Source organism: Paraglaciecola sp. (genome assembly GCF_051252315.1).
In the GTDB taxonomy this organism is placed as follows: domain Bacteria; phylum Pseudomonadota; class Gammaproteobacteria; order Enterobacterales; family Alteromonadaceae; genus Paraglaciecola.
On sequence record NZ_JBPOFP010000009.1, the window covers coordinates 24,270 to 37,034 of the forward strand.

General features: G+C 40.2%; 13 protein-coding genes. 2 read left to right on the top strand and 11 right to left on the bottom strand.

The window, feature by feature from the left end; translation table 11 throughout:
• The first annotated feature begins 8 nt into the window (after positions 1-8).
• Positions 9-1,523 carry a sulfatase-like hydrolase/transferase gene (locus ACSHXM_RS02990; protein WP_435687237.1) on the top strand — a complete coding sequence of 505 codons (1,515 nt, stop codon included), beginning with the start codon at positions 9-11 and terminating at the stop codon, positions 1,521-1,523.
• Between the two features lie 144 nt (positions 1,524-1,667).
• Here the strand turns inward: ACSHXM_RS02990 and ACSHXM_RS02995 are convergent, their stop codons facing one another.
• The 9 genes from ACSHXM_RS02995 to glmS form a co-directional block, all read right to left on the bottom strand.
• A complete protein-coding gene (locus tag ACSHXM_RS02995; protein WP_435687238.1) occupies positions 1,668-2,453 on the bottom strand; it encodes a carbohydrate kinase family protein in 786 nt (261 codons plus the stop codon).
• A 109-nt stretch (positions 2,454-2,562) separates the two neighbouring features.
• Positions 2,563-3,327: a nuclear transport factor 2 family protein gene (locus ACSHXM_RS03000; RefSeq protein WP_435687239.1), complete on the bottom strand. Its 765-nt coding sequence runs from the start codon at positions 3,325-3,327 to the stop codon at positions 2,563-2,565.
• A gap of 97 nt (positions 3,328-3,424) precedes the next feature.
• Positions 3,425-4,114: a VIT1/CCC1 transporter family protein gene (locus ACSHXM_RS03005; RefSeq protein ID WP_435687240.1), complete on the bottom strand. Its 690-nt coding sequence runs from the start codon at positions 4,112-4,114 to the stop codon at positions 3,425-3,427.
• Between the two features lie 42 nt (positions 4,115-4,156).
• The gene (locus ACSHXM_RS03010) at positions 4,157-4,729 is read right to left on the bottom strand and encodes a hypothetical protein (RefSeq protein WP_435687241.1); all 573 of its coding nucleotides are present in this window, start codon (positions 4,727-4,729) and stop codon (positions 4,157-4,159) included.
• A gap of 203 nt (positions 4,730-4,932) precedes the next feature.
• Positions 4,933-5,397 (bottom strand): N-acetyltransferase, encoded by a 465-nt coding sequence (locus tag ACSHXM_RS03015; RefSeq protein WP_435687242.1) that lies wholly within the window; start codon positions 5,395-5,397, stop codon positions 4,933-4,935.
• Between the two features lie 414 nt (positions 5,398-5,811).
• Complete coding sequence (locus ACSHXM_RS03020) at positions 5,812-7,386, bottom strand: AMP-binding protein (RefSeq protein WP_435687243.1); 1,575 nt, start codon at positions 7,384-7,386, stop codon at positions 5,812-5,814.
• Positions 7,377-8,579 carry a glutamate mutase L gene (locus ACSHXM_RS03025; RefSeq protein WP_435687244.1) on the bottom strand — a complete coding sequence of 401 codons (1,203 nt, stop codon included), beginning with the start codon at positions 8,577-8,579 and terminating at the stop codon, positions 7,377-7,379. The genes ACSHXM_RS03020 and ACSHXM_RS03025 overlap by 10 nt, the downstream gene beginning before the upstream one ends.
• Entirely contained in the window at positions 8,576-9,946 is a 1,371-nt protein-coding gene (locus ACSHXM_RS03030; protein WP_435687245.1) for a hypothetical protein, read from the bottom strand. The genes ACSHXM_RS03025 and ACSHXM_RS03030 overlap by 4 nt, the downstream gene beginning before the upstream one ends.
• A complete protein-coding gene (gene glmS / locus ACSHXM_RS03035; RefSeq protein WP_435687246.1) occupies positions 9,943-10,368 on the bottom strand; it encodes a methylaspartate mutase subunit S in 426 nt (141 codons plus the stop codon). The genes ACSHXM_RS03030 and glmS overlap by 4 nt, the downstream gene beginning before the upstream one ends.
• A gap of 204 nt (positions 10,369-10,572) precedes the next feature.
• On the opposite strand from glmS, the gene rraA reads away from it, so the two are divergent.
• Positions 10,573-11,052 (top strand): ribonuclease E activity regulator RraA, encoded by a 480-nt coding sequence (gene rraA / locus ACSHXM_RS03040; protein ID WP_435687247.1) that lies wholly within the window; start codon positions 10,573-10,575, stop codon positions 11,050-11,052.
• Positions 11,053-11,184: 132 nt separating this feature from the next.
• On the opposite strand, the gene ACSHXM_RS03045 is transcribed toward rraA, so the two are convergent.
• Both ACSHXM_RS03045 and ACSHXM_RS03050 read right to left on the bottom strand, forming a co-directional pair.
• A complete protein-coding gene (locus ACSHXM_RS03045; protein WP_435687248.1) occupies positions 11,185-12,372 on the bottom strand; it encodes an amino acid aminotransferase in 1,188 nt (395 codons plus the stop codon).
• A 163-nt stretch (positions 12,373-12,535) separates the two neighbouring features.
• Positions 12,536-12,721, bottom strand: coding sequence for a DUF1289 domain-containing protein (locus ACSHXM_RS03050; protein WP_435687249.1), 186 nt, complete (start codon positions 12,719-12,721; stop codon positions 12,536-12,538).
• Positions 12,722-12,765: the final 44 nt, after the last annotated feature.

The following is a 12,765-nucleotide window of genomic DNA, read 5'->3' on the forward strand; positions in this document are numbered from 1 at the left end:
TAATAACCATGTTTGCATGCCAAAATACGACTGTCCTTTCCAAGCTAGAATCTAAAAAGAAAAGTAAAAAAGCGCCCAATGTCATTATTATCGTGGCCGACCAAATGCGCAGAGCCGCTATGGGGTTTTGGAGTCAGCCCGAATACCAAGATTTGTTAAACGGTAAAAGTGATCATGTTATCACCCCTAATTTAGATCAACTTGCAACAAATGGGGTGGTCTTTAATCAAGCTATCGCCAATTTTCCTTTATGTAGCCCTTTTCGAGGCATGTTGATGTCTGGCATGTTTCCCAACAACAATGGAGTGAATAACAACACCCGAAAAGATAGGCCCGATACAGGGCTTAAAATTGAACTTGATACTATGCCCGAAGTGTTTAATTCAGCTGGTTACAACACGGCATTATTTGGCAAAGCCCACTGGCATAACAACTTCCCCTTATTTGATGATAAAGGTGTATATCAAGGCTCCACACAATTACCTGGCGGTCACTTTCTAAAAATTACAGATTACGATACTTATATTCCACCAGGACCAGGCCGTCACGGTATTCAATATTGGTATCAAACAATAGGCCATGATCATGATAAACCCGTGGTTTATTCGAATGATCCTAATGTAATTGGAGGAAACAAAGATGGCTCGCCTCATTATCTCAACGCCTATACTGCGGTTAATCAAGCAAATGTCATAATTGACTACATAAAAAATAACAATGGCCAACGAGATAACGATAAACCCTTTAGTTTGCTTTGGGCAATGGATCCTCCGCATAATCCTTACGCAGAAATGAGTGATACCGACGAGCAGATATACAACGAATTTTACAAACATCCTGTCATGCAAAAACTGCTTAATCGCCCAAATGTGGACATCCACACAGCCAAAAAGTATTTTCGGGTTTATTTTTCAATGATCACTTTAATCGATAGAGAGATAGGCCGAGTAATGAACACGTTGAAACAACAAGGTTTATCTGAAAACACTTTAGTTGTCTTCACCGCAGACCACGGTGAAATGATGGGAAGTCACAGTAAAATGGCTAAGAACGTGTTTTATGAAGAATCTTTAGGCATTCCTTTGATCATGTCGTTACCAAATAAACTTGAACATCACGTTAACGACCTACTAATTAACGTCCCCGATTTTATGCCAACTATTTTGAGCCTAGTTGGGTTAAAAAATAACATTCCAAAAAATCTAGACGGTACTGATCACTCAGCCCATCTATCGAGTAACCCTCCCGTTGATAAACCCAAATCAAGTCTATATTACGGAAAAGTCTCCGAATTAGGTGTGCGTACAGATCAATATACGATGGCACTTAATAATAGCGGCCAACTTATTGGCTTATTTGACAACATCAAAGACCCATACCAACTAGCACCATTAACCTTGCAAAACATACCTGCTAGCGACAAACAATTATTATTAAGTGAGTTAGGCAACTGGTTAGCGAAGATCAATCATGAATGGTACAAACAACGAAAATATCCAAAGCTAATTATTTACCCTGATTAGGGCAACAGATATCAATGCCGGAATTAGTTTGGTGTTCGCTACATCAACAAACTAATTTCCTAAACGCCTGCAAGTGTGCTCAAGTTTTTCGAATTGAGCGCGCTACTTCTAAGCCAAATATGTTTACTTAATTGTACTTTTTAGTTACCACTCAATCCCTCCATAATGCTTAGTACCAAGGGCTCCCAATTCAGCTCCTGCTTTTAACGCTTTTTCGATATCGCCTAACTTGACATAACTACAGGTAAAACCTGCTTGAAACGCATCACCACACCCAGTTGTATCCACAACATTAGTAGGTAAAGCAGGCTGCCTAAACGTTTGGCCTTGATGAAAAGCAATACTGCCTTTTTCACCAAGAGTTAGAACAATAAGTTTTCCTTTCTTATTTGATAAATCAGTTAAGTCTTTAACCATGTCGATATCGCCACCGACATAAGCTATGTCGACATTATCAATGGTTTCAGCAATGTCCTGAAATTCGGGTAAGTGTAAGTAGTCAACGCACAGCACTGCATTCGTTTTTCTAGTAATTGTTTGTTTAAAATTGGGGCAGCTGGCATGTGTGGTCCAAATATCAAAGTCATGAATGTGGCGCCATTGTTCATCGTTAATTCGAAAGTTGTCATAAACACCACCGTGCCAAGCGTTAGTTTCACCGAATCTTTCGCCTGAATCATCATTAACGATTCTATTATTCGCAGTTCGCCCTTTGATAACCTTTAGAAGGTCGACATCAACTCCGTTTCGTTTGAGTAATGAATGTATTTGCTTACCATTCTCATCATCACCTATGGCGCCTAAAAAAGAGGTACTAACGCCTAACTTTTTCAGGCGAATACATTGATTCAATGCATTTCCCCCCGGGAAGAACTTGGCTTGCTGTGGAAAATAGTCCATTGCAGCAACACTAAAACATGCGGCTTTCATTGTTTAATCACTCCCTTGTATACACTTTAGAACACAGTTTTTAGTACAAGTAAAACACACTGAATATTTATTGTGTTAACCAATACATTCATTGTTAGTTTCTCATTCTTTAAAACTTACCATTATCGTTTTTCCACTCACTCCGTGGAGCGACTTTTTCTGTTGTGTCCCAATGTTCTACAACTTTAGCGTTTTCAACCCGAAATAGATCATAGAAAGAGGTATGAACTCCAAGCTTTAGTCCTTCTGACACTGACAATACAAAATTCCCCTCAGCTAATACTCGATGAAGTTTCTGGTAACTAATTACCGGCTGAAAATTCGGCATGTTTTCTTCCAGTGTTTGATTGAGTGCCGGCAGTCCATCACCAAACTTGGGATTATGTTCCCTGTAAGTTTCAGCAACAAAGTCACTAAGTTGGTCAACTTGTCGGCCAATAAGTACCGTTTTTACAAAAGTATCAACCAATGCACGGTTGCTTTCAGTTTTCTCAAGCTCCACTGCTTCTGTTGGACCATCTACCATCGAATGGCCAGAAACGTTGGGGCCCATTCTGGATTGAATATTGTCCCAATGTTCAACCGTTTGATCTTGTTCAAACCTAAAAACTTCAAAGCCTATTCTTGAAGTACTGAAGTCATATTCGGTATGTCCAAATATAAAGTCGCCGTCGGAAAAAATCCGTACAATATTAACTCTTGGTGATGTTTTAGAAAGACGCTTAAAAAGCTCAGCTAAGCCTTCCCCTCCTTCTTGAGTTTGTGGATTATGCTGAATATATTTGTCTGGATTCACTACGGCAATGGAAGCAGGATCCCCCGTTTCAATTCCTTTTAAAAGTGCATGGATTTTGCTTTTTCTTTCAGTAGTCAAAATTACTCCGAGTCATAAATGGTTAACTGATTTGAATTGATTTAGCCTCTTGCTTAACGCAAATTTTAAAAAGGTACTGCTTGAAATAACAAAACCATTAAACAACCACGCCAAATACTCGCCCAACAATGGCTGTAAGAGCCATAGCCAGCGCCCCCCAAAAAGTGACACGCAATGCCCCAATAATCACAGAAGCCCCACCGACATATGCAGCAAGTGCACCTAAAGTCCCCAAAAATAACAACGAAGCTCCGGCAACAAAAGGAATTATTTGGGTTTCAGATACGAGCCAAGTCACCAACATAGGCATGGCAGCACCTATTACAAATGCCCCAGCCGAAAAGACTGCAGCTTGAACCGGATTAGCGCTTCGGCGTTTTGAGAACCCTAATTCGTCACGGACATGAGCTCCGAGCGCGTCGTAGTCCATGAGTTTTTCTGCCACTTGCATAGCCAAATCAGGCTCAAGCCCCCTTGTTTGGTAAATATTCGCAAGTTCTTTTTTCTCATATTCAAAGTCACTTTCCAGTGACTTTTTTTCTATTTTTATGTCAGCATTTTCGGTATCTAATTGAGAGCTAACAGACACATATTCGCCGGCTGCCATAGACATAGCCCCTGCAACTAGCCCAGCTACACCAGCAAGAATAATACTATGATGTGAAGCACTAGCTGCGGCAACGCCAATTATAAGACTAGCTGTTGACACAATGCCATCATTGGCACCTAATACGGCTGCGCGCAACCAGCCAAGCCTATGGGAACGATGTGTTTTATAATGACTCATGTGTTACTTTCCTATGACTAAAAGCACGCATTACGCCATACTTTATTGTTTGGGGAAATCATCACTTTTAGAAAATCGCGCATAACCTTCGACCATGGCTTGTACACACTTTCCGGGCGTTGGGCCGCCATTCCAAATTCCTTTACAAGGGACTTCAATTAATTCTGGATATGTTTTCTTAACCCATTCCCTCGCCTGCCAAAAAACCTCCAAGTCATTAGAGCTTGTGTCTACTGAAACGATATTAGAAGCATTAAATTGAATTTCAAAAGTGTCCGTAACATTAAAATCAATACCTAAAGCAAGCATAAGGTCATCTTGAACCGTTATAGAACAACGTATGACCGTTAACTTCTTTTTGAAACATGGCTGACGCTTTATAATTTTATAGTTCCCGCCTTTAGCCCAACCTTGATAAAATACGACATTAGGTATTGAATCTTTTGCAAATGTTAAAGCGTCTTCTAGTCTGTCTTTGTCAAATGAATAAAAGGCATCAATTAATCTTTCAGACTTCTGCAAATGATTATGACTGGTAGATCCATCCTCTGCATTTGCAAATTGACACATTATTAATAGAAAAATAGCTAAATTTAAATTACCGAAATATCGCATAACAATCCTCTTTTTAAATTTAATTCCAACAGTGTAAAGTTTACCTTAGCCGTTAGATAGAGCGTAGATGATATGGAAAACAGTGCTCTACTGAATTTGAGAGTATAAGCAACTAGCCTGTTCGAATTAAAATATTTTACGGTAATACCAATCCACATAAATAAGTAGCCACACAAAATGCATCCAGTGGGATTTTGATGTAACTATCCCCCAACAGCTACATGGTAGGTAGTAAAGCACCTACCTAACAATTCTGTTTTATGTACACGAGTAGCGACTCTATTCAACACCTTGTATTCGGGCCTAGTTTCGAGCAAATGGAATAGTATTTCCTTATGACCTAGCTCTTTAGCCCAGCACATAAGTCTTTTGAAAATGGGTATACCAAAACCCCAAAACTTTTGCGAAATAACAATCGCCAAATCATACCCTTGATTATCAGGCTGAATCCCACACCAACCTGCAAGAGTTCCTCCTATATAAACAGCCCGAATGCGACACCCATGCATGGCATCAATATTAATCTTATCCTGCATCCAAGCTTGAAGGCTAGGTTCGTCAAAATAGGGGTGCTCGATCAAATGCGCTCTTATAGAATCTTGATTGACTACGTCTAGGAACTCTTTAGGATTCACTTGATTAAAATGCAAAAATTCAATGTCACTCATACCTTAATACTTCTAACACCTTGTTATGTGGTAAATAATAGTCAGTCGAAACAATAGACAAAAGAGCATACAAAGCTGTGATTTGTCTAACTTGCTATATTCAAGTTGTTCTATATGACTTTTATCATGTGAACGGTTTTGGGCTTAACCCCTAAATTTTGATATAAACTTTCAGCTTTTGCATTGCTGGCGAAGACCTATAGATGTAACAATCTACAGCCCAAACTCTTAGCCCATTTTTCACTTTAGCACTAAAAAAACTTGGCAAAAAGGTTAATCTAGACGTCACTTTGTCGGAGGGAGTGGTGATGACATACCCCAGAGAAAAGGGCTGTCTATGTTAGTCCGATACTGTTATCGGCAACACAGGGAGAGGATACCACGAATTATCGTCGCAGCCCCTCCACGAGCATGCTATAAGCCTTGAGACATTTCCCGCTTAAGTTGGTCTTTATTGATGCGATTATTGTCGCTTTGGACTAAAGGTAATGAGCGTTTAAACAGCACTTTACTAGGTAACATATAAGAAGCTAAGTGTTTTTTCAGTTCAAACAAGATTTCCTTTTTAGTGATTTCTTTATCGGCCGAATAGACCATCACCACTTCTTCTTCAATCTGCTCATTGTCCATACCAAACACAGCGCATTGGTTAATTTGCGGAATGTTTTTAGTCACTACCGATTCAATCTCATAGGGCGATACTCTAAAACCACGCGTTTTAATCATATCGTCATGGCGAGATACAAAGTAGAAATAGCCCTCTTCATCTTTATATACATAGTCGCCAGTGGCCACTACAATTTCGTCAGTTAACTTTCCTTCAAAGTCGAGGGCATCACTTAATATATCAACCGATTTAAAGCGCATGGCTGTTTCTTCTGGCGAGTTCCAATAACCACGATAGATATAACCACCACGATGAATCAACTCCCCAACTTCTCTAACTTCGCACTCTTTTCCGTTTTCGTTAATCACATAAAGCTCAACGTCTGGGATGGGCTTACCAATGGAGTCTGGACGAATTTCAACTTGAGAAGGATCTAAATAAGTTGAACGGAACGCTTCGGTCAGTCCGTGCATCGAATAGAACTTAGCCTGAGAAAATTGTTTCTTACAATCACGGATCATACCCGCTGTGACATTTCCGCCAGAAGACGTAATTATCCTAACTTTGTCAAATAATTGTGGGCTAGGTAAACGCTGATTACCACCTTCAAACATCTGGGATATATTAAACGGCATCAAAGGCAAAACCGTGACTTTATCGTTGATTAAGTGATTAAAGAAATCATCGGGCAGAATAAAGCTGTGTAGAGCCAAAGTCGCACGTTTGTATAAAGTACAGAAAATCTGATTTAGGCCATAGTCCAAATTAAAAATCAACAAGCCAGAAATAACATCATCCTGCTGTAACTCTAGATACTGAGACACAACTCGTGCCGAATCAATCAAGTTACGATGAGAGATCACAATCCCTTTAGGTGTGCCAGTTAAACCAAAAGAATAGGTAATTAGCGCATTGTCATGACCATTTATGTCACATTCATAGGGCTTGTTATAGTACTTATAAATCTCTTCAAAAGAAGCAATTTCACTACGTGTGGTTTCATAAGACACCACTTTTCCGGCAAAATTACTTTCATCAATAGCGCCTAGGTGTTTCTGATCAGTTAACACACATTTAATGTCGCAATCATTGATAATGTACTCAACCTGTTCAGATTTCAAAAACTGGGTCATAGGCACCAATACATACTTAGTCGACAATACCGCGAGTATGGCCACGACCTGATCGATACTCTTCATCGAGTAAATCCCGATACGGCTGCCCTTAGGCAAATCGAGCTCTTCTAGGTAGTATGCCACCTGATTAACACGGGCAAACAGTTGCGCGTAAGTCAGCTGTTGGTTATTCAATACTATGGCAGATTTTTCCGGTTGGGATTTCGCTGCGGCTTCAAGAATCGCTCTAATACAATTTATTGACATGCTTCTAACTCCTTTGCGCCCAATGTCCAAATATCATACTTATTATCAATGATAGACCGAGGTTTATGTTCGGAGGTCAAAACCTTTTTATAGAAGAAAGCGACAATATCTTCCACTTCTTCTTGGTTTAATACCTTGGTTATACCACCAGTGAAAACAATAGAGTTAATCGCCAGTAGCTTCAAGTTTATATAAGCTTTGCGATAGTGAGAGGTTTTGCACAGCACCAAAAAGATAGCCAACTGCATCAATATTTTTGTAGCTCGCTCGCTATGCTCTTCAAGGATATTTTCTGTTACCTTCAAATGCATCAACAATTCATAAACAAATTCATTGTCCTTGGCCGAGAAAATCAAAGACTCACGCGATTTATAAACACCCAATTTTTTGAAAACCAAGCGATCATATTCATTTTCTGTGACGATATTTTCGTCTACTAAATCTTTGGAGTAATGAATATCTGTGGTGGCACCACCTATATCCAATAGGATAAAGGGGTCGACAACAGAAAAACGAGCATCGATTTGCGGCAAAGCCTTATTAACAATATAAGGCGTCGAAAAAATCTGATTATTAGTAATATCGTACAGGTGTTTGATATCTTCTTTGCCTTCGATATCCTGCTGGTACAAATTAGTCAGGTATTGCTTCAGGTGTTCTTCCACAATGTGTAGGCGATTGTCGATAATATTCGGCAATACCACCACATCTTCAATCTTTTCCTTAATGGCGGGCCCGTCTTTTTCACTGCCAACAAACACAATATTAGAGTAGGTCAGCTGCTCTAAGTAGCGATAGAGACTATCAGAGAAAAGTTCACTATGACTATCAATACCACCCACAATAATCACCACATCAACCAGTTCACTCGGCACAGAATAATCTTCTATATTCTGATAGAGGATAGTATCAATAATATTAATGCCAGAGTTGAAGGCAATATTGGTTGCATACTTCAAAGAAAATGACTGCGTCACACCTATGATCAAAGTACTCAAACCGCCATTAGCAGAAGAACAAATGTGGATATCATCTTTTTCAAAACGTTTTAAGGTGTCACCGCACTTATTCACCAGGTCATCACGAATATCTTGATTGAAATCGCGAAAATGCTGTTCGATATGACCAGTAGTGCTGACTTTCATATAGGTGCTACCCACGTCAATCAACAATTTATCTGTGGACTTACTCATTGCATTATTCCTATATCGTGAATAATATCGTTAACGATACTGGTGGTGTCTTTAGACAGATCGCACTTAGATTTATGGAACTCGTAGCAGCGATCAGGCATAGGTACATTGCCTCGCTTAATAATACGAATGTTCTTCTGAGCATCACGCAGCGTTATCATCTCATTGTGATTGATAATATGAGGTGAAAACGGTACGTCGATAATGCCACTTTTTATGCAGTTAAATACCTTACGCCAAAGGGTATCGGCCGGATCATTAAACACGGCTTCCATGATCGCTTTAACTTCAAGTGTAAGGATTTCCTCTTCTTCCTCGTCAACAACAGGTGGCAAACCGTTAAGAATACGTAAGGTGTATTGAGTATTGGCCACTGTTTTCGCATTGGCTTCTTTGGTGGGAATTCCCACCGCTTCTTCACAAGTTTTGGTGATAATTTTGTCTGCGCCAACCATAGAGGCAATCACAGTAGACATATTGATCAGTTGGTCTGCAAAGTCGCGATTCATTGGGAAGGCGCCCATCCATTGGTGATAAACCAAATGAATGTCTGCATCACCACAACCAATTTCTTCGGCATAGTGTCGAGCTAACTTTTTCAGTACCGCGCCAGTCACAATATCTTGCATCATCGAGCCCTGTTGGGCGAAAGATACCGAGAAAGATTTAACACCTTCTTCTAGGGATAACAGCATTTCTAGCAATTGGATCACAATAGTGATTGATGGAGGCACCATAGTCGCTGTCAACGGTCCAAAAGATTCACGATTGATTGGCTCGTTCAATTCAGAATAATTAGCACAAACCCGCTCTACATACTTCCAATAAAGAAATGCCTTATCCAGAGGGAAATTTTTAGAATAAGGCAGTAAATACGTAATTGGACCGCCTTCAATTTCAAAAATACCTGAGGCAATTGCCGTCTCAATTAACAAACGTGCGTCTGGCGTACCGTGGCGCAGGCTAACCGGCTTGTCAAAATGGGTAATCATCTTACGTGTAGTACGGTAACCGTGGGTAACCAGCGGATAACCATTGAGCATATCTATGTTATTTTCTTCACTCAGGCGAAGCATTTTCTGAGCCGTGGCGTAATCGTTCAAGCGAGTATTAGAGTCAACAGTCAATGGCAATACATCAACATTGGCCTTTAGAAAAAACTCATAAAGTGCATGTTGTTTTTCATAGGTAGGGAAACCGCCTCGCGGTTGTACCAACATTTTCTTGTTTTTATTTTTTTTAAAGTGGTGAGAAATAAACAGCTCTTTACTCGCATTTTTAACAAAGTCTGACACCTCAGCAAAGTCAAAAGCATCAACAAACTCATTACTGAGTATGATTTTTCGCTCTTCCTGCAATAAACTCATTGGGTACTTCTCTCTTCAGTTCTTTTTTCAAGATGGGTTTCCAGCATATCCAGGCCGGTGTTAAGGTCAATTTGGTGGCAAACCAAATCAAAACCATAACTTTTATATTTGCGCTGGATTTCATCAGGATCACCACGACCTACAACCAGGTTGCCCCCGATCATCATGACAACGTCGTCCAGTTTTTTGTATTGAGTCAATAAAGGTTTTACTTCTCTGCCCCAGCCTTCCGCTTCTCCGTTTAGAGATGAAATCATCAGGACATCTGCGCCTGTTTCTACTACCGCATCAAAAAACTCTTCTAAATAAGTGTTTACTCCGAGATTAAACACTTCATAACCCCTAGCGCGTAAGGAAAGATCAATCAAGCGGTTGGCGACCACATGAATATCGTTGCCAACGACCCCTGTAACTACCTTCATTAATATTGCACCTTTGAAAATCATCTTAAAATTAAAGGGCGCAATGTTACCAAATATTTGTATAAAGGTACTAGGAGCTGTTGCTCTTTGGTGAGTACATTTTGTTCTAACTAAACACCAAAGGTAAACTGCCGCAAAAATTCTATGCAAATAATGGGTCTTCAGTGATAGAATTTTCGTCTTTTTTCAAGCAGGACAATAGCGATGGACTTTTTTACAGCAGATATCTGTGATGAACACCCTAATAAAACAAACGTATTGGGACCCGGTTACCAACATTTTGGTGGAATTAATAAGTGCCAAGGGGTGGTGACAACCATTAAGCTGGATAAAAACAACGCCGATTTAGTGGCACTACTTCGCGACGAAGATGGCAGTGGCAAAATAGTGGTAGTAGATGTAGCCCAGGATTACTTTGCGGTTGTGGGTGAGAATTTAATGAAGTTTGCCCAGAAAAATAATTTCGCAGGCATAATCATTAATGGTTATGTGAGAGACACCGAGCAAATTCAAGATATCCCTGTTGCATTGATTGCTCTGGGCACTTGCTCACGCAAATCAATTCCAGTAACTAAAAGCGAGCGTGGTGTATCGGTATCTTTTGGCGACGTAACCTTTAACGAAGGGGACTATGTGTATACCGATAATGATGGGGTGATTGTTACCTCTGAGAAAATCGTTTAAGCCTTTTTTACTCTGAAATAATAATACCAATAAAAAGGTAACCATAAAAAAGCCCACATTGCTTAATGAAGCAAAGTGGGCTTTTTTGTATTAATAACTTTGACTACTGATGCCAATCCGTTTGAATAGGAATTACAAGACCTTGGCGATAGAGTCACTCAAGTAATCAATATTGTCAGGGGAAATACCCGCTAGATTGATCCGGCTAGAGCCTACTATATAAATACTAAACTCATCTTGTAGACGTTGAACCTGTTCACCATTAATTCCCAAAAACGAAAACATACCGTTTTGGCGAGTGATAAAGCTAAAGTCTTGCTCTACACCCTTAGCGGCTAAACTGCTAACCAATACTTGGCGCATTTGGCTAATGCGTTCACGCATTACTTCAAGCTCACCATGCCATTGGCTAGTTAGCTCATCCGAGCCTAGGATAGTTTCAACAACCGCCGCACCATGGGCAGGAGGCATAGAGTAGTTAACTCGCACCACTCGTTGAATAGCGGCATAAATAATATCAGCAACCGTACTATTTTTAGCAATCAATGAGCAGGCACCGATACGATCCCGGTACATGCCAAAATTCTTCGAACAAGAGCTACAAACAACCAGCTCCTCAACTTTGTCTGCCAATAAACGCAGACCATAAGCATCTTCATCTAATCCTGCGCCAAATCCTTGATAAGCAATATCCACAACCGGCAAGAATCCAATTTCATTAGCAAGGTCAGCAAACTGTTGCCACTGCTCTTGATTTAAATCCATACCACTAGGGTTATGACAACAAGCGTGAACCAATACAGCATCGTCTTTAGAAACTTGTTTAAGTGCGTCCATCATGCCCGCAAAATCTAAGCACTTATTCTCGTAATCGTAGTAAGGATAAGTCTTAACTGTCAGGCCAGCTGCAGTAAATACGCCTGCGTGGTTGGCCCAAGTAGGATTACTCACCCAGATCGTAGAACCCGGCTTGTAACGATTGATAAAATCACCCGCAACTCGCAAAGCACCAGTACCACCTGGAGTAGAAATAGTCCGAACTCGATTTTCCTGGATTGCCTGATGGTCTCCTAACAAAAGGCTGGCAATACGCTCATTGAACAAGCCAGAACCAGCCGACCCCAAGTAAATCTTAGTGTCTTCAAACTCAGTACGAAATGCCTCTGCAGCCTTAACACAAGCCAATACTGGTGTTGCTCCGGTCTCGTCTTTGTATATACCGGGGCCCAGATCAATTTTCTGTGGATTATTATCGGCTTTGAACTTAACAGACAGGCCTAAAATCGGGTCTGCAGGGGGTTGCTGAATCGTAGAAAACATAAGGTCGAATACCTCTCCTAGTAAATATGAATAAAGTTAGGCCGCATGTAAAATATCTAAAACAGTGACAAGCTGGGATATACAGTGGCATAAAGAGGGGCATTATACCTAACAGTGGAAACTTAGCCATCCTTGGTATCTCAATTCATTTAAACAATTCGCCTTATGACTGCTGAGCCATCATCTTTTTGCACCTAATTGTGATATTCAGCTTTTCTTCTTCGGACTTATTCATCCAATCTGTTATTTCAGAGGCGTTTCTAAAACAGCCCTTGCAAATGTCATTGCTGTCAAACACACACTTGCTAATACAAGGGCTAATTAGATTAACGTTACTTCCTATGTACATATGGGTTGGGTCATACTCAATTTTAAAAACACATTAGGCTTATT